Origin of the sequence: Nitrosospira sp. Nsp13 (assembly GCF_900101945.1) — a bacterium.
Taxonomy (GTDB): Bacteria; Pseudomonadota; Gammaproteobacteria; order Burkholderiales; family Nitrosomonadaceae; genus Nitrosospira; species Nitrosospira multiformis_D.
The window spans coordinates 277,997-301,669 of the sequence record NZ_FMVD01000002.1 but is presented as its reverse complement, the minus strand read 5'-3'; the positions used below and the strand labels follow the sequence as shown (position 1 = coordinate 301,669).

The 23,673-nt window shown below is 53.3% G+C and carries 14 protein-coding genes and 1 pseudogene; 7 read left to right on the top strand and 8 right to left on the bottom strand.

All coding sequences use genetic code 11. The features are described from left to right. Window positions 1-162 precede the first annotated feature (162 nt). The 4 genes and pseudogenes from BLO43_RS04900 to glgB all read right to left on the bottom strand — a co-directional run bounded on the left by BLO43_RS04900 (window position 163) and on the right by glgB (window position 6,251). Window positions 163-507: a hypothetical protein gene (locus tag BLO43_RS04900; RefSeq protein WP_175443861.1), complete on the bottom strand. Its 345-nt coding sequence runs from the start codon at window positions 505-507 to the stop codon at window positions 163-165. A gap of 20 nt (window positions 508-527) precedes the next feature. Then, window positions 528-1,265 (bottom strand): annotated as a pseudogene (locus tag BLO43_RS04895) (Tn3 family transposase); the annotation flags it as partial. 924 nt (window positions 1,266-2,189) lie between these two features. Next, window positions 2,190-3,674 (bottom strand): glycogen synthase GlgA, encoded by a 1,485-nt coding sequence (gene glgA / locus BLO43_RS04890; protein WP_090906078.1) that lies wholly within the window; start codon window positions 3,672-3,674, stop codon window positions 2,190-2,192. 327 nt (window positions 3,675-4,001) lie between these two features. Continuing rightward, entirely contained in the window at window positions 4,002-6,251 is a 2,250-nt protein-coding gene (glgB, locus tag BLO43_RS04885) for a 1,4-alpha-glucan branching protein GlgB (protein ID WP_254773334.1), read from the bottom strand. Between the two features lie 417 nt (window positions 6,252-6,668). On the opposite strand from glgB, the gene glgC reads away from it, so the two are divergent. From glgC to mltB, 7 genes are all read left to right on the top strand, one after another. Further along, window positions 6,669-7,946: a glucose-1-phosphate adenylyltransferase gene (gene glgC, locus BLO43_RS04880; protein ID WP_090906077.1), complete on the top strand. Its 1,278-nt coding sequence runs from the start codon at window positions 6,669-6,671 to the stop codon at window positions 7,944-7,946. Window positions 7,947-8,099: 153 nt separating this feature from the next. Beyond that, window positions 8,100-9,800, top strand: a complete 1,701-nt coding sequence (locus tag BLO43_RS04875) for a glycoside hydrolase family 57 protein (protein ID WP_090906106.1) — start codon at window positions 8,100-8,102, stop codon at window positions 9,798-9,800. 208 nt (window positions 9,801-10,008) lie between these two features. Next, the gene (locus BLO43_RS04870) at window positions 10,009-12,033 is read left to right on the top strand and encodes an alpha-amylase/4-alpha-glucanotransferase domain-containing protein (protein WP_090906076.1); all 2,025 of its coding nucleotides are present in this window, start codon (window positions 10,009-10,011) and stop codon (window positions 12,031-12,033) included. Between the two features lie 192 nt (window positions 12,034-12,225). Continuing rightward, a complete protein-coding gene (fdxA, locus tag BLO43_RS04865) occupies window positions 12,226-12,549 on the top strand; it encodes a ferredoxin FdxA (protein ID WP_074633824.1) in 324 nt (107 codons plus the stop codon). Between the two features lie 25 nt (window positions 12,550-12,574). Next, window positions 12,575-15,331, top strand: coding sequence for a PD-(D/E)XK nuclease family protein (locus BLO43_RS04860; RefSeq protein WP_090906075.1), 2,757 nt, complete (start codon window positions 12,575-12,577; stop codon window positions 15,329-15,331). Next, entirely contained in the window at window positions 15,328-18,894 is a 3,567-nt protein-coding gene (locus BLO43_RS04855) for a UvrD-helicase domain-containing protein (RefSeq protein WP_090906074.1), read from the top strand. Before BLO43_RS04860 ends, BLO43_RS04855 begins: the two co-directional genes overlap by 4 nt. Window positions 18,895-19,087: 193 nt before the next feature. Next, window positions 19,088-20,077, top strand: coding sequence for a lytic murein transglycosylase B (gene mltB / locus BLO43_RS04850; RefSeq protein WP_090906073.1), 990 nt, complete (start codon window positions 19,088-19,090; stop codon window positions 20,075-20,077). 213 nt (window positions 20,078-20,290) lie between these two features. Here mltB and BLO43_RS04845 read toward each other — a convergent pair whose 3' ends face one another. From BLO43_RS04845 to BLO43_RS04830, 4 genes are all read right to left on the bottom strand, one after another. Beyond that, window positions 20,291-20,581 carry a SemiSWEET family sugar transporter gene (locus tag BLO43_RS04845; protein ID WP_090906072.1) on the bottom strand — a complete coding sequence of 97 codons (291 nt, stop codon included), beginning with the start codon at window positions 20,579-20,581 and terminating at the stop codon, window positions 20,291-20,293. Window positions 20,582-20,620: 39 nt separating this feature from the next. Further along, entirely contained in the window at window positions 20,621-22,099 is a 1,479-nt protein-coding gene (locus BLO43_RS04840; RefSeq protein ID WP_090906071.1) for an alpha-amylase family glycosyl hydrolase, read from the bottom strand. Next, a complete protein-coding gene (locus BLO43_RS04835) occupies window positions 22,096-22,674 on the bottom strand; it encodes an MGH1-like glycoside hydrolase domain-containing protein (RefSeq protein ID WP_254773333.1) in 579 nt (192 codons plus the stop codon). Before BLO43_RS04835 ends, BLO43_RS04840 begins: the two co-directional genes overlap by 4 nt. A 244-nt stretch (window positions 22,675-22,918) precedes the next feature. After that, window positions 22,919-23,173, bottom strand: coding sequence for a hypothetical protein (locus BLO43_RS04830; RefSeq protein ID WP_090906070.1), 255 nt, complete (start codon window positions 23,171-23,173; stop codon window positions 22,919-22,921). Between the last annotated feature and the right edge of the window lie 500 nt (window positions 23,174-23,673).

Genomic DNA, 23,673 nt, shown 5'->3' with positions numbered 1-23,673 from the left:
ACTACCCGGTGGAGTGATGTGCCGGTTGTGCGTGCCTGCTGATTGTCTGCATTTGGGTTAAATTTACCTTCGAAGAGTTGGGTATTAATAGCCGCTTCAGAATTAAATACAGGCATGATTCGGTGCCATTGCAGCCCTTCACAGGGCTGCAAGTTTTATATTTCATCCTGCCTTGGACGTATCCGGCAACCAGCGCAAGCTGGACAGTTTCGCATTCGCGGACTCTACCAGTTCACCCTTTTTCATCTTCGTCATGGTCTGCGTCATTTGAGGGGAAACCGCCTCTCCCACCACTTCAATAATCCGGTCTTTGGGTACATGCAAAAGGTAGTTCTCCGGTGTAGGTTCCCACCAGTCAGCCATGTCCAGGCTCAAGGCGGTCATGATCGCCGCCAGGTCATCCGCTGGTGCATTCTCCCGCCCCGATACGGTATTTAATGAGGCCGCCGTGCAAAACGCCAGCAGGTCGTGCAAGTCCGCGAGGTCTGCTCCAAGAGGTGAAGACACGATTCGCGTTTTAAAGCACGCTAAGCCGCTGCGGCGAAGTCATGTATAGGGGTCCGAAACGGCCGAAACTGGTCTGGCCTGAGGGTCGGCGATGTATCCCAGTGGTAGTCGCCCTTCAGATTGATGTGTTCCCAGCCCAGCGGCGACAGATGGGCAAGATCTCCGGGCGCCGGATGGTGTCCTTGCTTTCGCACGTGATCGACAGCTCGCTGCAGATGGGTTGTGTTTCACAAAATGATGGCGGCGACGAGCAAATTCAGACCGCTGGCGCGGTGGCGCTGATTCGCATACGAGCGGTCGCGGATTTCGCCGAGTCGGTTGAAGAACACGGCACGGCGAAGAGCATTTTGCTGCTCACCCTTGTTGAGACCGACGTGGCTGCGACGACGCAGTTCAGGGTTCTGCAGCGATTGGAGTGTAAATAGTGTCCGCTCCAACTTCCCCAGCTCCCGCAGTGCCAGCGCCAAGCCATTTTGCCGGGGATAAGCAGCGAGCTTGCGCAGGATCACAGAGGCCGTAACCGTTCCCGTTTTTATCGACTTTGCGAGACGCAGCAGTTCGGACCAATGATCGGTGATGACACGAAGATTGATGGCACCCGCCACCAGCGCAGCGAGTTCAGGTGGTATCTTCATGCCCGACAATATATAGAGTCGCTTTTCCTTCAGGTCACGAATGCGCGGCGCGAAGAGAAAACCTAACAGCCGGCACATGGCAAAGACGTGATCCGAGAAGCCGCCTGTGTCGGTGTAGTGTTCGCTACCCGATGCTGTGCGGATTTATGTTAATGGGATCTGCTAAAAGCGATCAGCCTATATTTACCGATACTTCCCAGCGACTGCGTAGGCAGAGATTGATTCCAAGATGGGAACAGTCAGAACTGGCAATATTGCCATTAAAGGAAAACTGTGCGTGTTATCTCATACGGTGGTGTATCTGGGTGGAAGCTTGACTCGAGCCCCCCAAGGACATGAGTGAAATACTGGCAAAGTTACCTCTGCGTTACCCGTAAAAGAAAAGGGATGTATCCACTGACCTTTGACTTATTTGTATGTCTTGAACGGCTCGAGTGCTCGATTTACGAATTAGGAACCCATGCTCATAGCTATTGTTTCGAGCATTGCTGGACTTAGTGCTTCTGGAAAGCGTAACTAATAACCTTCGGCGGAGGGTAATTTTTTCAGCTAAGAAATGACGCTACAATTAATCTGCTGTAAACCTTGCCTCGGCACAATTTTGGCACACTAAGAGATGAAAAGTAGGAACAAATGACAATAGGTGGAAACATCTAAGTTCATGATCCAATTATTACAAAGTGTTGCGCTTTACTCTGGTATTCTTACTTAACCCGACTCATAATCCCTTGGTCGAAGGTTCAAGTCCTTCCAGACCCACCAGTAAAACAAGCACTTAGCGCAATTCCGGCTAGGTGCTTTTCTTTTGTGAGGCACTGGTGGGACACTACGGGATGAAAGCGTGAGATACACAGTCTAAACACCCTTCCAAAACCATAAAAGGAAGGAGCGTGACCGTTGGAGACTGCTCGTGGCGGTTGCAATATTAAATTCGTCAATACCCGATCCACTTTATGCCCATTTCTGTAGCTCCTATTACTGCTCACTGGGGTGGTCACAGCGGCACGTTGTGTCGCTCGCCGACAAGCTGTCAGGATCAAGACTGAATCAAGATCGTAGTGACAAATAGATTTTCCGGTAAGCAGCAGCGCTGGAGCGCCAACTGAAATCTTTGGCCATGCCATTTTTCATTAGGCGGTACCAGACTAATTTATTATTGTAGGCAACGGTGACACGCCGGATAGCGTCAAGAAAGCTATCAGCGGTCATATCGAAAAACAAAAAGCCGCTGGCGCTTCCGTCAGCCAGGGTTGCGGGAGTGCAATCGACCACTGTGTCTACAAGGCCCCCTGTCGCATGTACTAGCGGGGGCGTTCCATAGCGTTGACTATACATCTGATTCAGGCCACAGGGCTCGAAACGGGAAGGCATCAGAAAGCTATCCGCTCCGGCTTCGATCAAGTGGGAGAGTTTTTCGTCAAATCCAATATGTACGGCGATTTTTCCAGGATTATTTTTCGCCAACGTAGTCAATTCCTGTTCCAGCATGGCTTCGCCACTACCCAGAATAGCCAGTTGCGCCGGCAGTCCGGTCAATTGCGCCGCTACCTCAAGTAACAGATCATAACCTTTCTGGTAAGTGAGGCGGCTTACGGCTCCGAACAGCGGAATGCCGGGATCGACAGTCAATCCCAGCAACTGTTGCAGTGCTCGTTTATTGGCGGCTTTAGCTGCGAGTTTATTAGCGCTGTAATTCCGTGAGATATCGGAATCGGTGGCGGGATCCCAATCGTTAGTATCGATGCCGTTGACGATGCCGCTGATATGCTTGCGGCGTGCCGACAGTAAACCCTGCATGCCAAAGCCCAGGGTTTCCATCTGAATTTCTCTGGCATAGGTGGGACTCACGGTGGCGATGTGATCGGAATAATAGAGCCCGGCCTTGAGAAACGACATGCCGCCATAGTATTCGGCACCGTTTATGTGAAAGCTGGCGGCGGGCAACCCCAGTTGAGCAATAGTATCAGCGGGAAATATGCCCTGGAAAGCGAGATTATGTATCGTCATCAGGGAAGCCGCTTTTTTGCCTTGATGAAAATGCAGATATGCCGGCACCAGACCGCTTTGCCAATCGTTGCAGTGAGCGATATGCGGGCGCCAGGCGATTGGACTGGCATCGCTCGCCAGAATCGCGCCGATTTTTGAGAGCAGGCCGAAACGCAGCGCGTTATCCGGCCAATTGTGACCGGCCGCATTCACATAAGGACTGCCTTCCCGCTGGTAGAGAATGGGACAATCGATGATAAATATAGGAACGCTCGCGGATGCCCCTAGCGGCAGTTTTGCGGATAGCAGTAGCGATGGCGGAAATGGAGGTTGAGCTGCGAACTCCGCGATTTTGCGTTTGTGTTTGAGTCCTTTCAATACTTGAGGATAGCCTGGGATAAGTAGGCGAGCGTCTACCTTGATCTCCCGTAATGCCGCCGGCAGCGCCGCGCTCACATCACCGAGACCGCCGGTTTTGAGCAGGGGATAAACCTCTGGTGTTATGAACAGAACGCCAGGAAAGGTAGCTGATGGAGCACGCGCCATGAGTGAGCCGTTGATTTTCTTATGTTAATTATTTAATGATTTCCAGACGCCAAATATCACTGGCAAACCTTACCCCTTTTCGCGTCTGGTGATGATCTGCTACGCAAAACGTATTTTCCTGATGATGCGATTTCGCCGCTTGCGGGATAGCTGGGAGCGCCTCATAGCGGCGTGTCCGGCGTATCAACCGGTTCCAGATCAGGAGTGTTTCAACCTGGCCTGTGGCTTGGGGATTCCTTTATCAGCCGCGGCTTGCCTTACTTGAATTGTTTACCGGCTCAGCGGGGCTCGGGCGCGCCAGTATTATTTTGCCAGGTAAATATAACCTCATACCTCATCCGTTAATACCATAATGCCACGCGAGGTTTCAAGCGAAAGGATAATCCCCGCCAGCGGCGGTAGTGTGATAACGACGGAATCCGGCAACCCCATCCATGGTTGGTCCGAAGTATCGATTTCCCCCATATTGCCCATATTGCCTCCACCGTAGTGTGAAGAATCGCTGTTGAATATCTCGTGATAAGTTCCTTGGGAAGGAACACCAATACGATAGCCCGTTCGCGGGACCGGCGTAAAATTAAGGATAACCAGCGCAAATGAACCATCGGATGCGCGCCGGATGTAACTGATGACAGAGTTATCGGCGTCGTGGCAGTCTATCCAGGCAAACCCATCCGGTAAAAAGTCGAGCTGATGCAACGCGGGCATATTGCTGTACAGATGATTGAGGTCGCGCAATGCCGCCTGTACGCCGCTGTGCTGTTCATAACTTAGCTGATACCAGTCCAGCTCCCGGCTGGAATTCCATTCGCGCCCTTGTGCAAATTCGTTGCCCATGAAATTGAGTTTCTTACCGGGATAGGTCATTTGATAAGTAAATAGCAGGCGCAGATTTGCGAATTTCTGCCACGCGTCCCCCGGCATTTTACCCAGCAGCGAGCCCTTGCCATGCACGACTTCATCATGCGAAAACGGCAATACGAAATTTTCAGTGTATGCATACAGCTGACCGAAAGTAAGCTTGTCATGGTGAAAGCGCCGATGCACCGGATTCTCCAGAATATAAGAAAGTGTATCGTTCATCCAGCCCATGTTCCATTTCATTGAGAATCCCAGGCCGCCAACATAGGTGGGGCGGGATACGGCTGGCCACGCGGTGGATTCCTCAGCCAGTGTCAAGGCACCCGGAAACTCTTCGTGCACCATGACGTTCAGCTCGCGCAGAAAATCTATAGCCTCCAGGTTCTCCCTGCCGCCATATCGATTGGGCAACCATTCGCCCGGATGACGGGAATAGTCCAGGTAGAGCATGGATGCAACAGCATCCACGCGCAATCCGTCAAAATGAAATTCCGATAACCAGTAATGGGCGCTGGACAATAGAAACGATTTCACTTCGTTACGTCCGAAATTAAAAATATAGGTGCCCCAATCCTGATGCAGACCCACACGGGGATCTTCATGTTCATACAAGGCAGTGCCATCAAATCGCGATAGAGCAAATGCATCTTGCGGAAAATGCGCTGGCACCCAGTCGAGCAAAACACCGAGGCCTGCCTGATGACAAGCATCGACAAAGAATTTTAAATCATCGGGTGAGCCATAGCGGCTGGTAGCAGCGAAATAGCCCGTCGTCTGATACCCCCAGGATTCATCGAGCGGATGCTCCGAAACGGGTAGTAATTCGACATGGGTATAGCCCATTTCGCGTACATAGGAAATCAGATGCCGGGCGAGTTCCCGGTAAGAATAAAAGCGTCCGTCCGGATGCCGCTTCCAGGATCCGGCATGAATTTCATAGATATTTAACGGAGCCTGCAGCCAATTCCAGGTTGCACGGTTTGCCATCCAGTCAGAATCCAGCCAGGCTATTTCACCTCCATCAGGCGTGCGAGCGGCATTATTGGGCCGTAACTCGTAAAACCTAGCATAAGGGTCTGTCTTGAGAAGAATTTCACCGCTGTGGCGGTTGCGTATCTCATATTTATAGAGCGATCCCGGCGGCAGACCCGGAATAAATAGCTCCCATACTCCGCTCGAGCCATGAACCGCCATCGGATGTACTCGCCCGTCCCATCGGTTGAAGTTCCCCACCACGCTGACGCGTTCCGCGTTGGGCGCCCATACAGAGAAAAGTACGCCTGCAATATCGTTGATTTCCGTGGCATGAGAGCCCAGCGTGCGATAAGCTTGCCGTAGCCGGCCTTCGTTGAACAGATACAAGTCATGATCGGAAATTTGCGGCGGGAACGCATAGGCGTCATGGGTTTCATATACGATTGCTTCGGGCGCCGCGTTGCCATCCTCGATACGCAAGAGATAGGGCATGGGTGGCAAGGTTGTGCCGTACCATTCGAAAACGCCGCTGGGATGGACCCGTTCCATTGGCTCGAATTCGCCCGCTATATTGATCCATACATGAGCGGCATGGGGATAAAATGCGCGCACCAAGCTGTAATCCTGCTCCATGCGAGCGCCGAGATAAGCAAAAGGATCGTGCAGCCGCGCGGCCAATAGGGCTTCCAGCATGGGATTGTTCCTGGAGGAAATGCCGGATTTCATGGGATTGGGACTCATGCGGGGGTTATCCTAAATCCGCTTCGTAGCGGACTCACCCAGAAGGTGAGAATTAAATGGCACAGAAATTCTCTACGAATCATAATTCTAAACTGACGAGTGAGCGCTCAACTGTCAGACTTAGGATTATAGCTTGCTTGCACGCGGCTATGGATTTAGATCGGCTTAACATCATGGTAAACATCACAATCGCGAATAGGTGCACAGGCAGAAAAGAAGTGGTATAAACATAATTCGGATGTTTCATAAATTGACGCATGTCCTCGCTGGTCTTTTGTTTCGCATGGAAATTTTGTTGAGTTGGGCGTATGAATAGCTACGCCACTCTCACAAAATTTCCCTATGAAACAATATCCCACGCATTCATTAAGCGAATTTATGAAACATCCGGGATAAAAACATGCGGAGGACTATCCGATGACACAGGAAGCCGATTTACGTTTTCATAGCCAGGTTACGCGTAATTCGATTGCGTTGATACTGGCGGGCGGGCGTGGCAGCCGCTTGCGGCAGCTGACCGATTGGCGTGCCAAGCCCGCGGTACCCTTTGGCGGAAAATTCCGCATCATTGATTTTCCTCTCTCAAATTGTGTGAATTCTGGTATTCGCCGGATTGGCGTTGCTACCCAATATAAGGCGCAGAGCCTTATCAGTCATATTCAGCACGGATGGGGTTTTCTCGACGGACGCTTCAAGGAATTCGTTGAACTGCTGCCGGCTCAGCAGCGAATCGAGGAAACCTGGTACCAGGGAACCGCCGACGCGGTGTACCAGAATATCGATATCCTCCGCCGTCACGATCCCCAGTATGTGCTGATCCTGGGTGGGGATCATGTTTACAAGATGGACTATAGCAAATTACTGGCCGATCACGTGGAAAAGGCCGCGGACATGACGGTGTCGTGTATCGCCATTCCGGCGGCTGAAGCGGGTTCCTTTGGCGTCATGAGTGTTAACGACGATTGGCGCGTCACCAGCTTTGCGGAAAAACCCGCGGACCCCGCGCACATTCCGGGACAGCCTGGACAGGTGCTTGCGAGTATGGGCATTTATGTATTCAATGCATCGTTTCTTTTTGAGCAATTGATTCATGACCATGATGAACGGCGCTCGTCCCATGATTTTGGCAAAGATCTGATTCCGTACCTTGTGCCTCGTCACCGCGTATTCGCTCACCGTTTTTTTGACAGTTGCGTCAACATGGCGTCCGGTGTGCCCTACTGGCGAGACGTCGGTACCATCGATGCTTACTGGGAGGCCAATCTTGATCTGACTCATGTGACGCCAGACCTCAATCTGTATGATGAGGACTGGCCGATCTGGACTCATCAGGAACAGCTGCCGCCCGCCAAGTTTGTATTTGATGACGATGACCGGAGAGGTCAGGCGCTCGACTCAATGGTTTCGGGCGGATGCATTATCAGTGGTTCGACGGTGCGCCGCTCGCTATTGTTTTCCAATGTTCAGGTACGCAGCTACAGCAGCATCGAGGATTCGGTAATTTTACCCAATGTAGATATCGGCCGTAATGTGAGCCTGAGACGGGTAATAGTGGATAAAAATTGTATGATTCCCCCGGGTTTGATGGCGGGATTTGATCCGGTGGAGGACCGAAAACGATTTCATGTCACCGAAAATGGCGTTACGTTGATTACCCCGGAAATGCTCAACCAAAGAATACATCATGTCAGGTAACCGGGAGTCACGCCAGAGGAATCCTGAATAAGTCCCGAGTTTGGCGGCAACACGCTCCAGGCAGGGGCCTATAAAGAAATTCCTAAAGAAATCAGGGACGGCAATTATGAATAATTTATGGCACGTAAGCGGTCGAATCAGGTCTATATCGAAATGCAACCAATAAATTTTGTCTTATTGTGGCACATGCATCAACCGGACTATCGTAATTACGAGACGGGTGAATTCATGCTGCCATGGGTGTATCTACATGCCATCAAGGATTATACCGATATGGTATCTCATCTCGAGGCGCACCCTTCAATGAAGGCAGTTGTAAATTTTGTGCCGGTGCTGCTGGATCAACTGGAGGACTATGCCGCACAGTTCGCCATGGGAGAGATACGGGACCCGCTGCTACGTTTACTGGCGACGCCTGACCTGGAGCAGGTCTCCGCCAGCGATCGCTTGCGTGTATTCGATAGTTGTTTTCGCAGCAATCATGTAACTATGATGCAACCATATCCGGCATATAAGCGTCTGTATGATATGCACGAGACGTTGCGGGGACATGGTGAGGCTGAACTGGCCTACCTTTCCGCCCAGTATCTGGCGGACCTGCTGGTATGGTATCACCTGGCGTGGACTGGTGAGAGTGTGCGCAGATCCAATGAGACTGTGGTGCGATTGATGACGCAAGGCGGGGGTTTCAGCCATGCGGACCGGGTGCAATTGCTCGGCCTTATTGGGGACCTGATACAGGGATTGATTCCGCGTTACCGCAAGCTGGCCGAGTCGGGTCAGATCGAATTGTCCACCACGCCGCATTACCATCCGCTCGCCCCGCTGCTGATTGATTTCTCCTCCGCTCGTGATAGCATGCCCAATGAGAATTTGCCCGGGGAACCCGCCTACCCCGGAGGGAGGGGGCGTGTCGCTGTTCATCTGGCATCGGCCATCGAGAGTCATACGCGACGCTTCGGCATACGCCCCAGTGGTGTATGGCCTGCGGAAGGCGCCGTATCCGCGCCATTCCTGGAAATCCTGGCGGAACATGGTTGCCAATGGAGCGCCAGCGGAGAAGCCGTGCTGGCGAATAGTCTACGCCATTCGTACCCAAACCAGCACCTGCAGGACCGGGGCCGTTATCTCTATCGTCCCTACCGGGTACAAGGTAAAGCCGATAGTGTTACCTGTTTTTTCCGTGATGAGAAACTATCCGATATGATCGGCTTCGAGTATGCAAAATGGTTTGGGCGCGATGCCGCCGAGCATTTGGTACACTCCCTTGAAGATATCGGCCGGAATGCGCTGCCCGGAGAGAACCCGGTGGTGAGTGTGATTCTGGATGGCGAAAATGCGTGGGAGTACTATCCGTACAATGGTTACTACTTTCTTAATGATCTGTATGAGATTCTTGAGAATCATGCTTCGATTCACGTCACTACCTATCGTGACTATATCGCATCACTGAAACATATTGATGCTGCTGCTCTGCCGGTATTGGCAGCGGGTAGCTGGGTATACGGAACGTTTTCCACATGGATCGGCGACCGCGACAAGAATCACGCCTGGGATCTCCTGTGTGCTGCCAAGCATAGTTACGATCTGGTAATGCAAAGCGGTCGATTGAGCAGCGAAGAAATGCTCAAAGCCGAGCGGCAGCTGGCTTCCTGCGAGAGCTCCGACTGGTTCTGGTGGTTAGGTGACTATAATCCGCCTTACGTGGTATCGAGCTTCGACCAGTTATTCCGCGATAACCTGGCCAATCTTTACGGTCTGCTAAAACTGCCAACGCCGAAAACAGTACTCGAACCCATCAGCCATGGCGGTGGGACGCCCGAGTCTGGCGGCACGATGCGGCGTGCTTCTTGAGATGGGCCATCCTGATTCCCCTTTTTAAATAGGGCAATTTTTTTGCTTAAGAATCTCAGAAGTGGAATTTCAGTCATATTTGGCAAGAATGGACGTTCCTGCACCATGGATATACGCATAAAAGCATAGCGCTAAGCCGTGGTGACATTGCGCTCCCGAGCATCCGTATAAGTCCGTGGTGAAAAAATTTTCCCCCGAGGATAACTCGATGTCCCAACCCATCTCCCTGCTTTTCGGCGTTCATGCTCACCAGCCTGTCGGTAATTTTCCAGAAGTGCTCGCTGACGCACATCTGCGCTGTTATCAGCCTTTTCTGAAAGTACTTTATCGCTATCCAAATTTCTGTTTCGCGATGCACATTTCCGGCTGGCTATTGGACTATCTGATCGACCGTTATCCAGAGGATATGGCGTTGTTGCGGGAAATGGTGGCACGTGGACAGGTTGAGCTATTCGGTGCGGGCGACACCGAACCCGTATTGGCGGCGATTCCCACCCGCGATCGTATCGGACAAATCCAGACATTCTCGGATAAGCTGGAAACGAAACTGGGGCAGCGCCCTCAAGGGGCGTGGCTGACAGAGCGTGTCTGGGAGTCGACCGTGGTTCCCGCGCTGGCCGATTGCGGCATCCGCTATGTGATCGTGGATGATTATCATTTTCTCTGCGCAGGTAAAGCCGCAACGGAACTGGATGGCTATTTCACCACCGAAGAGGACGGGCGTAAGCTCGATCTCTTCCCCATCTCGGAAGCATTGCGTTACAAGCTGCCGTTTTCTCCGGCGAATGAAGTCGTGGCCTATATCGAGTCGCTCGCTGAGAACAGCCTAGCTGGCGGCGGCAATGCGGCGATTTATTTTGATGACATTGAAAAGTTCGGTATATGGCCGGAAACGTATCAATGGGTATATGAAAAGGGCTGGCTTGATCAATTCATTCAGGGTGTGCTGGCATCCTCCAGGATTCGTACCCAGCATTATCGCGACTATCATAGCGGGGGAAGAACCCGCGGTATCGTGTATTTGCCCACCACTTCATATATCGAAATGAATGAGTGGACATTGCCTGCCCAACCCGCCAGTATCTATGCCGATCTGGTGCAACAGGCTAAAACAGCGGGTTGGTATGAACGTCACAAGGCATTTTTGCGAGGGGGTATCTGGAGAAATTTCTTTTCGCGCTATCCTGAGTCCAACTGGATGCATAAACGCATGCTAGGTCTTTCTGCGCGGCTGGCTGCCCTGCCGGAGGGGCAAAACACCGCCCTAATGAAGGACAAGCTCTATGAGTCCCAGGCCAATGATGCCTATTGGCATGGTTTGTTCGGGGGCTTGTATCTACCCCATCTGCGGCGTGCGGTATACAAAGCGATGGTGGAACTGGAAGCGATGCTCGATACGTGTATGCCACGCCCCGCGCGGTTTGTGGAAGATACCGATCTTGACGGGACGGAGGAAATATATTTACAGAACGGTGTGATCCAGGCAGTGCTGAAGCTGGATGGCGGCGGCACCATTTGCGAGCTTGATTCCTATGCCTTGCGGCATAATTTTGGCGATACATTGCGGCGCCAGGCTGAACATTATCATCATAGAATTCATCGGAGCGGGAATAACGCGAACGAACATAGCGGTGCGGGCATCGCTTCGGCGCATGACCGGGTCAGTTTCAAGCATAAGATAGATGCGGTAGACATGGAAGCTGACGAGCATGCGCGAGAGCTGTTCGTGGATCGTTTGAATGGCGCATTTGTGAGTTATCGGCATGAGACATCCGCCGTCGATAGAGCATGCTTTCGGGCGGATGTGTTTCCGCTGCACATAAAAAAAAGTTTTGATCTTGCCAATAATCGGCTGCTTGTGTCATACCATTTTGCGGGTGAAGTGGAAGGCATGTTCAGCACCGAGATCAACCTTGCCATGCCAAGTTGCGACGGCTGGAGCGGCCGCTACATTCATCAGGGCCAGATTCCCGGGGGATTCGGTCAGCTGCTTGAATTGTCCACGATGACCGGTCTGACACTGGATGACGATGAGCTGGCTGGAAGTATTGTATTGAATGTCTCATCTCCAGCTGCATTGCGCGCACAACCCCATTATTCCGTATCACAGTCAGAAGGCGGATTCGAAAAAATCATGCAGGCCGTGACACTGAAATTGGAATGGCCGCTAAGTGTGGGCGAATTGATGATTACTTTGGAGTTCAACACAAAAAAGCATCATGCTCATAGATAATGGGTGGAATGGAACGGAGCCCGGTACCACGAGCTTAAAAGGGGGCGATGATGATCGAGGGAACCTTATCCCAAGGCTTAAACCTTGGTAATAGCATGGCTATCAGTCGTGGAACCGGATAACAGAGTTTAGTGGTGCCGATAAAATTTCTGGTAAAATTGCGGATTCTCAAAGAGCCAAGCAAGGACCGTCATGACTTATGTGGTAACTGAAAGCTGTATCAAATGCAAATACACTGATTGCGTAGATGTGTGCCCGGTGGACTGCTTTCGCGAAGGGCCCAATTTTCTGGTGATCGATCCGGACGAGTGCATAGATTGCACACTTTGTGTAGCAGAGTGTCCAGTAGAAGCAATTTTTGCCGAGGATGATGTACCGACGGATCAACAGCATTTCATAACGCTTAACTCCGAATTATCAAAAGACTGGAAACCTATCATTGAGAAGAAAGATGCTCTGGCCGATGCCGATGATTGGGCGAAGGTAACGGGCAAGCTGGATAAACTGGAGCGCTGATCCAGCAGCGGTCGCTTGTCACCGCATGTTTTCAATTCCGAATTTTCCACAAGCTCCCCTCAGCGACATTTTCGCGGACCTCGCCGCCGGCTTGAAAGCCGGCGTCACGGTAATTACTCCTAATCGACGCCTTGCTATCGCGCTTAAACGCGAGTTCGACGGGTGGCAGGCCAGCCGGGAAATTACTGCCTGGCATTCGGCGGATATCCTGCCGTTTCCTGCATTCGTTGAGCGTCTCTACGAAGATGCGCTCCATTCCGGGCAATCGTCTGAATTACCGATACTCCTCACCCCCGCTCAGGAACAGATCTTGTGGGAGGATGCCATTGGCCATTCAGATACGGGAGCGACCTTACTTGCTATCGGGGCCACCGCGCGGCTTGCGCGCGAAGCCTGGCAGCTTGCCCATGCATGGCACCTCGTTCCGCCGCTCAAGAATTTATCGCTCAATGAAGATTGCAAGGCGTTTCAGGATTGGTCCCAACGCTATGAGAAAGCAACCCGTCGTGCGCGGCAGATCGATCACGCGCGCCTTTGCGATCTGGTAGGCGAATTATGCAAATACGCGGTGGTCAGCAAACCGAAGCGCCTGGCTTGCTACGGTTTCGATATCGTCACACCACAGCAGACGGCGTTACTGATTAAGCTCAAGGAGGCTGGCTGTGAGGTGATGTGGGTGAGGCCGCAGCCGCGCAGCGGCAATGCGCGGCGCGTGGCATGTGATGACAGCGATGATGAGATTCGTCGCGCGGCGTCATGGGCGCGGGCGCGAATCGAGGCCGATGGTACGGTACGTATTGGTGTGGCCGTTCCGGAGTTTTCAAAATATCGCAGCGCAATCATGCGTATATTCGGTTCCGTGATGGAGCCGGATGTTCAGCAATCGCTGCCGGGTACCACCAGACGCGTGCTGCCCTTTAACGCATCGCTTGGCATGGCTCTGAGTGCTTATCCACTGGTAAGCGCAGCTTTCCTGATACTCGAACTTGGTGGGCAGGAAATTGAGTTCGAGCGCGTAAGCCTTTTACTCCGTTCGCCTTTTCTCGACGGGGCAGAGATTGAAATGGTCAATCGTGCGCGACTCGATGCACAGTTGCGCAAGCGCGCCGAGCCCATGATTACGCTCGAACGGCTGCTTGTTCTGATTGAGAGTGACGACGGTGGAGCAAGTTGCCCTATTTTGGTGCAAAGGCTATCGGCTCTTGCCGAATTTCGTAAGGCAAAGCTATCCGGTCTGCAAACGCCCTCAGCATTGACGAGAGTAATTTCTGAAGCCCTGCGGATCGTCGGGTTTCCTGGTGAGCGTGTCCTGGACTCATCCGAGTATCAGGCACTGGAAAAATGGCATGAAGTTCTAGCCGGCTTTGCTACGCTCGGCTGTGTTGTGTCGCGCATGCGGTACAGCAACGCGGTATCGCGTCTCTACCGCATGGTAGTGGAGACGCAGTTCCAGCCCAGGACGCCAGACGTTCCGATTCAGATACTTGGCGTGCTCGAGGCCGCGGGCATGGAATTCGATTACCTTTGGGTAATGGGGTTGTCCGACGATGTATGGCCATTGCAGCCAAGTCCGAATCCGTTTCTGCCGATTGAATTACAGCGAGCGCAGAAGTTGCCGCTGGGCTCGGCGGTTGCGTCACTGGAACTCGCGCAGCGGCTTACTGCTGCGTGGCTGTCGAGTGCGGATGAGATCATTCTCAGTCATCCGCGGCACGGCGATGTTCACGATGCCCGCGAACTTGCACCCAGTCCGCTGATCGCAAACATTGCTGATCGCGAACTTGTGTTGCCCGTTTATGCAAGCCACCGCGATCTGATTCAAAGCGCGAGCCGGCTTGAGTCCATCGATGATGACAAAGCACCGGCGCTCGACCAGGCGCTTACTGGAAACGGCGATGTCGCTGGCGGCACGGCGGTAATAAAAGATCATGCCGCTTGCCCATTTCGCTCGCTGGCGGTGCATCGATTTGGCGCGGAAAGTCTGAGAACCCCTCACACGGGGCTTGATGCGATGGAGCGCGGTACCTTGGTGCACCATGTGCTCGCACAAGTATGGAGTGAGCTCAAGACCAAAAGTAGGCTGGATGCTATCAGCGATGACAATCTTGAATCAATGATCATGCATGCCACGGATGAAGCAATCGTACGTATTCATCGCGATCGTCCAACCACGCTCTCGGGTCGTTTCGCGGAGATTGAGCGCCGGCGCCTGGTGCGGCTGGCACGTGCATGGCTTGACAAAGAGAAAGCGCGTGGCGGTTACACAGTCATAGCGATTGAAGACAAGCGCAGCATCGAGATCGGCGGACTCCGGTTGTCGACGTGTCTCGACCGCGTCGATGAGTTCGGCGATGGACGCCGTATCATCATCGACTACAAGACTCGGGCACCGTCAGAGAACACCATGCTTGGTGATCGTCCAGAGGAGCCGCAGTTGCCGTTGTATCTCGTCGCCGCCGAGCCGGCTGCCGTCGCGGTAGCATTCGCGCAGGTCAAGACGGGTGATATGCGGTTCGCCGCCCTTGCACGCGATAGTGATCTGCTGCCTGGAGGGAAGATGTTGTCCGAATCGCGCCCGGGTGACCGATACGGCTCATGGGAGGAGCTGGTTGCCACCTGGCGGACAGATCTGACCCGCATCGCGGTCAGTTTCTCCAGCGGTGATGCCCAGGTTGACCCCAGGAAATTTCCGCATACGTGCCGCAACTGTGATTTGCGTTCCTTCTGCCGTATTGATGAGCGAATGCGGCGCACGTATACCGAGCAGGGAGACGAAGAGTGAGTACCGCTTCAACGGTGCCCGATACACCCGATTTTACCGGGCGTTGCCGTGCGCTTAACTCCGAATATTCTTTTATTGTTCAGGCGCCTGCCGGATCGGGTAAGACCGGGCTTCTGATTCAACGCTATCTCACGCTGCTTGCGTGCGCTAATGAGCCGGAAGAGATCGTTGCGATTACGTTTACCCGCAAAGCCGCAGCGGAGATGCGCGAACGTATAGTGGCGGCGCTTGTGAAGAGCGGCAACGCACCTGATTCCGCTAATGCCCCTGAAACCCCTGAAACCGGGCACCAGAAACTGACCCGTGAGCTAGCTGAAGCTGTCTTGCAGCGAGATAGGCAGACTGGCTGGCATATCATCGAAAATCCCACACGATTACGCATTCAAACTCTCGATTCATTGTGTGCATCGCTAACGCGCCAGATGCCGATGCTATCAAAATTTGGCGCGCAACCTGAAACTGTCGAGGACGCATCCGAGTTATATCTCGAAGCGGCGCGCACAACCATCGGTCTGGTCGAAGGTCACGATGCGATGGCGCAGGATGTCCAGCATTTGCTGGAACACCTCGACAATGATGTGGCTCGCATCGAAAATCTGCTTGCCGAGATGCTGGCTCGGCGCGACCACTGGTTACGCCATATTCATGGCAGAGCGCGCGATGAGCTGGAAGCGGCGTTGAAAAATACGCGACACGGGGCACTGAAGCACCTATGCAGCTTATACGGACGCTATCCTGTCTCGATACAAAGCGAGCTGGTGGAGCTTGCCCACTATGCTGCCGGTCATTTAACCCCTGCCAGCGGGGGAGCGCCCATTGTTGCGTATCAGGGGCTCGATGCAGGCGGTGGGTTGCCGGGCGATGAGGAACAGGATGTTGCCCGCTGGGTTGCCATTGCCGATCTGTTGCTTACAAAAGAGGGTGCCTGGCGCAAGCAGCATACGATCAGGGATGGCTTCCCGCCCGGCGGAACCAAGATTGAAAAAGCAATCGCAAAGTCATGGAAGGAAAGAGCGCTAGCGCTGGCAGACGCACTGGCGGTGGATGATGGCGAAACACTGCGCCATGCGTTACATGATATTCGTTTCCTGCCCCCGCCCGTTTATACCGAAAAGCAATGGGCAGTGCTCGGTTCGATCACGCGGCTGTTGCCGCGTGCCGCCGGGCAGCTCAAGCTCGTATTTCAGTCGCATAACCAGGTCGATTTTACGGAGGTCGCGCAAGGTGCCTTGCGTGCGCTTGGCGAGCCCGAGATGCCCACTGATCTTGCTCTCGCGCTCGACTACCGCATTCGACATCTATTGATAGACGAGTTCCAGGATACATCGATCAGTCAATACGAACTCGTCACGAAACTTACCGCTGGATGGGAGTCGGGAGATGGCCGCAGTGTGCTGCTGGTTGGCGACCCGATGCAGTCCATCTATCGTTTTCGCGAGGCGGAGGTTGGATTATTCTTGCGCACCCGTGTGGCGGGCATTGGCAATGTTGTCCTGTATCCGGTTTCTCTTTCCAGCAATTTCCGGTCGCAGCGCGGTATTGTGGACTGGGTTAACAATACCTTCGAGCAGGTGATGCCGCGGCAAGAGGACATCACACTGGGTGCGGTTTCCTATACGCCGTCGGTTGCGACGCACGGTTTACTCGCCGGCGAGGCAGTCAGCGTACATCCGTTTTTCAATAATGACCACATAGCCGAGGCGGCGAGAGTGGTGGAAATTGTCATGCAGGTACGGCGTAATGATCCATCCGCCACCACGGCAATTCTGGTGCGCAGCCGTAATCATCTTCAGCAAATCGTGCCCCGGCTCAAAGAGGCCGGAATAAGGTTTCGTGCGATCGAAATTGAAGGGCTGGGCCGCCGGCCGGTAGTGCAGGATTTGCTGGCGCTGACACGCGCACTGGCACATCCAGCGGATCGTCTGGCATGGCTTGCGTTGCTGCGCGCACCATGGTGCGGTCTTACGCTCCAGGATATGCACGTGCTCGTTTCGACCCATGCGGTCGCTGTTTGCGGCGGGATGGACGATCCCGCCGGGATTGAAGGAGTGGGACGAAACATCAGAGCGAATAATCGAACAGTATGGGAGTTGCTCGTTGATGATGCGCCAATGGCGGCGGTTTCCCGCGATGGCCGCGTCCGGCTACTGCGTGTACGCGAGGTGCTGAAGAGCTGTATGGATAATCGCTGTCGTCAATCGTTCCGTGTGACTGTTGAGGCGGCATGGCTTGCTCTGGGAGGCCCCAGCTGCATTGACGACGCGACAGACCTTGAAGACGCTGCAGTCTATCTTGATTATCTTGAAGCGCACGAAGAGGCTGGCAGTATTCCCGCACTTTCGGCATTGGAAGAAGGGCTCGCAAAACTCTACGCGTTACCTGACCTGGAAGCTGACGATACGCTACAGGTCATGACCATTCATAAGGCCAAGGGATTGGAGTTCGATTGCGTGATCGTGCCCGGTCTTGGCCGCCCGTCACGTACCAGCGACAAGAAGTTGTTCATGTGGATGGAACAGCCACGCGCCAAACCGTCGACGGGAGAATGGAATGAAGGAAGCGATTTATTGCTTGCACCCATTCAGGAAACGGGTACAGATGCTGATCGCATCTATTCCTGGCTGGAGAAACTGGATGGTGAGAAAGAGCGCTTCGAGGACGAACGGCTGCTCTATGTTGCCGCAACGCGCGCCAGGCAGCGGCTGCATCTGCTTGGCAGCACGGGTATCACTTACGATGGTGATGGAGGTTTCGAACTGAAGCCCCCCGCCGGAAAAACATTGTTGAGCAAGATTTGGTCCGTGGTCAAGCCTGCTTATACGGACGTTGCGGCGAGAATAGCGGCTTCGGATACGTGTTCAATCACGGATGCGAAAGAGAGTGAAAAAGAGGAAAAGCCCTCGATCGATCAATCCTTGCACCGCCTTGTCTCTGATTGGACATTGCCACCTGCGCCGCCGCCGGTGCGGTGGAACGCGCAGCCGCGGATGATGCCCGCGATGGGTGATATCGAGTATTCATGGGCCGGTGAGACGGCTCGCCATATTGGAACCATCGTGCATCGCTGGTTGCGGCGCATCGCGGAGGACGGCATGGAAAATTGGAGCATGGCGCGGATTCAGGTTTTGCGCGATACTTTCAAGCGCCAGCTGGTTGCATGTGGTATGGATCGCCATGGCAGCGATATCGATACGGCAGCGGGACGCGTAATAACGGCGCTTGCCCAAACCGTGGGCGATAAGCGCGGGCAATGGTTGCTTGGACCGCAGCGGGATGTCTACAACGAGCTGCGCATGACGGCGATTATGGAGGGCGAGCAGAGAGATCTCGTCATCGATCGCACCTTCCGGGATGCGGAAGGTCAGCGCTGGGTGGTGGATTACAAGACCAGCAGTCATGAAGGTGCGGATATGGAAGGGTTTCTTGATCGTGAGCAGGATCGCTATCGGCTTCAACTTGACCGCTATGCCGCACTTATGCGTATGATTGACGATGAGCCGGTGAAGCGAGGATTGTATTTTCCGTTGTTAAGGGGATGGCGGGAGTGGGGCGGTGAAGAATAGAGTCCGGCATGGTCAAATTCCCCGTTGCTTGCGATGTTGTAAACCGGCCATATACGAGTAATGCCCCGCCCACCGAGGCGATGTCGTTCGGGGTTAGTTTTTGGGCAGCTCAACGGAAGGAATCAATGAAGCGCCGGGTTATTGATCGCCTGTATCAATAAGCGATTATTTGGTGTTTTCGGTAGGGGTAATCATGCGGCTGCTATTATATGCATTCGGGTTTCTTGCAATCGCCGGGAGTACACCAGCCATGGCCGAGCCATTGCGTCCGGAGATCGAAACCTTTATCGGTGAGATGGTGGCGCGGCATGGATTTGGACAGGCCGAACTGGAGAATATATTTGGCGCCGTAAAGTTTCAGCCCACCATCATCGATGCAATTTCCCGGCCGGCGACCTCCCGGCCATGGCATGAGTTCCGTCCTGTTTTTATCAACCCGCGGCGCATAACGGGCGGTGTCGATTTCTGGAATAATCATGCCGCGACGTTGGAGCGGGCGCGCGCAGAATTTGGTGTCCCCGAGGAAATCATCACCGCGATAATTGGCGTGGAAACCACTTACGGCGGGCAGATCGGTAAACACCGCGTGCTGGATGCATTGACCACGCTCGCCTTTGACTATCCGAGGCGCGCCGCATTCTTTCGGGACGAGTTGGAGCAATATCTATTGCTGGGGCGAGAGCAGGGTGCTGACATCCTTAATATCAAGGGCTCTTATGCCGGAGCCATTGGTATTCCGCAATTCATGCCCAGCAGCTACCGGCGTAATGCGATGGATTTTGATGGTGACGGCAAGGTCGATTTATCTGGCAGCACGGCGGATGCCATAGGCAGTGTCGCGAATTATCTGAAGAGCTTCGGCTGGGAGACAGGGGGAACGGTAGTGGTCCCCGCTATGGTGAATGGCGAGAGTTATCGCAGCGTTTTATTCGCTGGGAGCAAGCCATCATATACAGTGGAAGAAATACGAAAACTGGGCGTCATGACGCGGGCTGACATTCCCCGTGATCATCCGGCCACACTGCTTGAGTTGGTGAATAAAAGTGGCAACGAGTATTGGCTGGGTTTTAATAATTTTTTCGTTATCACGCGCTACAACCGCAGCGTGCATTACGCCATGGCCGTGTGGCAATTGGCGGAAGAGATTCGCATGGCACGGAATTCCAGTTTGAAGCAAAAATGACGGTTCTGTAGCAAAATAAGAGGCGGTGCACTATTGTGTTCATGAAAAGTTCCACCGCGTATTTACCCTTAATAGCGTATTTTATCGATAGCTGGAGTGTGTAAACAGGAAAGGGGGCGTTATGGCCTATCGGTGAAATCTGTAGCCGCGAGGTTACTGAACTCATGATGCCTGTGACTCCGGCGTGGGATTAGTCTCTTCACCTGCTACCTTCTACCTTTCTGCTTCGCGCCTGGATATTTTCTCGTTGTGGACAAAGTAAAAAAATGCGCCCACCACTAGGAAATTGATCACCACTGCGATAGTATTCCAGACTATCACGGGTATCGAGTCAATCAAGACACCGTAATATACCCACACGATTTGAAACGTGCCCATGATGCCTGCCATGGTTGGATTCATACCTCGGGAGCTCCTTCGCTTGAGCATTGCGAGCAAATCCGGGGCGGCGGCAAAGGTGGTGCCGAAGCCCGCTACAAAACCGATGATTTCATGCAATTCCATCGAAACCCTATCGTTACCCGCCGCCTGGATTCGGTTCGATCAGCTGTGCTTGCAGTGGAGGACGTGATAGCCCCACGGTTCCAGGTCCACGTACAAAGCCGCCTCCTGTAGTTCGTCGCCTGCTCGATCATAGACCGTCATTTGCAGCGGATCGGTCAACCGCCAGGAATGGCCGGCAAGATCGGCCCATGGTAATTTGACCTGCGTCTGGGAACGGACCCCAGAAAGATTGACGACGATCAGGTGGTGGTCGGCTCCTTGTTGCCAGCACCAGGCAACCACATTCAAGTAGCTGTCGTTGTCCGGCCAGCCGGTCCGTTCGCATAGTTTCCATTCCCCGTCCCCGAAATCTTTGCTGCGAAGGGCTTGAAGGAGCAATTTGTAGAATTCCTGAAGATTCCGGTCGGGGGTTTCATCGGGACGGCGGCGCAGGAATACAGGGAGTCTCACGCGGCGTCCCTCGAATTGCCCTTCGTGAAATAGTCTGGCGCCAGGCAGGGTCGCGAACGTCACTGCGGCAGCCCGCGCCTTCTGGTCCGCAAACGTCGCGGCCGCACGCGGTTCATCGTGGTTCTCAATGAAGCGAACGAGCTTCTCCTGGTACGGCAGATCGGCACACAGATGCAGGCGTATGCTCTCGGCCTGATCATGCTCAAGACGATCGTACAGCCTTTTGTCATAGCAGTAATCGAATCCCTGTTGTTGAAGCTCCCATTCCTTATCCCAGTAAGCCTCAGCTATGAAAAAGACATCGGGGTAACGCTTCCGCACCTCCTGGATTACCTCCGGCCAGTATTCTTTGTCGGGACACGGCCCGGCGCGCTGCCCCCATGTGTGCTCGAAGATGGGTGTCATGAGCAGCATCGCCATATCGCAGCGCATGCCGTCGCATTGCCCGGCAATGGACTCTAAAGTTTCGATAATCGCCTTGCGCAATCCCGGATGAAACCCATTGAGCTGCACCACATCAGGCCAGGGCGCAAAGAACGGATCTCTTCCCAGGGCCAGCACCTTGTCGCCGGCCTGGAAAAACTCATCCGGTTTCTGTGTCATATCGCTGGTGCTGCCCTGGATGAAATAGTCCGGATGCTCCGTGACCCAGGGATGATCCGGCGCCACGTGATTCGGGACGAAATCCAGGAGCAGCCGCAGCCCCCGGTCTGCCAGCTTTTTTCTCGCTGCGGCAAGCCCTGCCGGCCCTCCCAGATGCTGGTCCACAACATAGCGACGTACGCAATAGGGCGAGCCGACATTGTCCTCCGGCAAAAAGTCGGGAAGCGCCCGGCGAAAATCCTCAAGAAGCCCTTCGTTTCGCATCGAGATGGCGATGCCGGCAGGGCTCCGCTCCCAAACGCCCATGAACCAGACCGCGTCAAAGCCGTAAGCGGCAAGGGTGTCCCATTCCTGATCCGGCACCGTGTCCAGGGTCACGGGCCTCCGGTATGTCCGACTCAGCTCACCCAGCCAGACCCAGGTGTTGATCTCATAGATGATGGGATATTTTGGCAAGGGGCTCATGCGTTTCCTTTCTTGAATGCGGCCCGCTTGCCCCCTTCCAGGACCTGCTTGGCGTCCAGGAGCCCATAGAGCTGGATGAGTTTCGCCACGCCCCCGGTCCAGCCGGTCTGATGGCTCGCACCCAGGCCCGCTCCGTTGTCGCCATGAAAGTATTCATAGAAGAGGAGATGGTCGCGCCAGTGGGGATCGGATTGGAACTTCTCCGTGCCGCCATAGACAGGACGCTGACCCTTTTCATTGCGAAGAAAGATCCGGCTCAGCCGGTCCGCGATGTCCTTGGAGACCTCGAAGAGGTTCATCATCTTGCCGGACCCAGTGGGGCATTCAATTTTAAAATTGTCGCCGTAATAGAGATAGAAATTCAGGAGCGCCCGAATGATCATGATATTCACCGGCATCCAGATCGGTCCGCGCCAGTTGGAGTTGCCGCCGAACATGCCGGTGTTCGACTCGGCCGGCAGGTAGTCCACCCGGTACTCCTGGCCGCCCACGTTTAAGATGTAAGGATTTTGCTCGTGAAACTTGGAGAGCGAGCGGATGCCGTAGGGGCTCAGGAACTCGTTCTCGTCAAGCATCTTCGAGAGGATTCGCCGCAGCCGCTCCGGATCAAACCATATGCAATTGTTTATATGTGATAACTAGTTTTTTAATCTCATGCGCTGCCATCTTATTTAATCGCTGCTAAAACGTATCGTAGTGCCGTGACGTTTGATATTCATAGCGGGACTGTTTATATTTTGGTATTTCGCATGACTTAAACTTTATATACCGGATAACCTAAATTTTATATACTTGGTTTAAGTGACCTGCTTATATGCATTATTCTTGCATGGTGGCGCTTGATATCGTTTCAGCATGACCTGCCTTGATGATAATCATATCTCCCTTGCTTGCGGTACATGCGTTCAAAGCAAGTTGCAGTATTACAAACGGACGCTGGAATGTGCCCTCACCGTTGGATGCGCCGCGAGAATCTACCCAATAGGTGTTCCCTGAGTAGGTGTTAAGAATCGGAATGCCGCGAATGGATACGCCGCGATTAAAGCCATTTGGGTAGTTACTGAAGTTGCCCACCTTACGTCTCCTAGCGAATCTTTAAAAAAATCAAAAAACATCTTTCATTGAGAAGCGGGAAAAGCCAAAACTGGCAATATTGCCAGTAATAATAAAACCATGTGCTCTTGGTGTCCGACGCGGGGGTGTGCATTGCTGGGGACACGGGTGCCGCAGATTGATAATCGGAATCAACCCCGCTATGTATGGATTGCATTTTTGTGTAAAACCGGCGTTGGTATGTTCCGTATATCAGTGTATAGGTGAGCAAGAACGGTTTCATTTCAACTGAAGTGTGCCAAAAGTGTGCCTCAGAGGAAAATAAAAACGGCCTTCATCGCTGATGGCCGCATATTTACTGGTGGGTCTGGTTGGACTCGAACCAACGACCAAGGGATTATGAGTCCTATCCAATCAATATGTCGTAACAAACAGCAACACATCAAAGCAATTGAATCAATGAGTTGTTACATGTTCCTTAATTCCGGTTGATCGTGCTTTATTGCCGTGTTTTACTACTG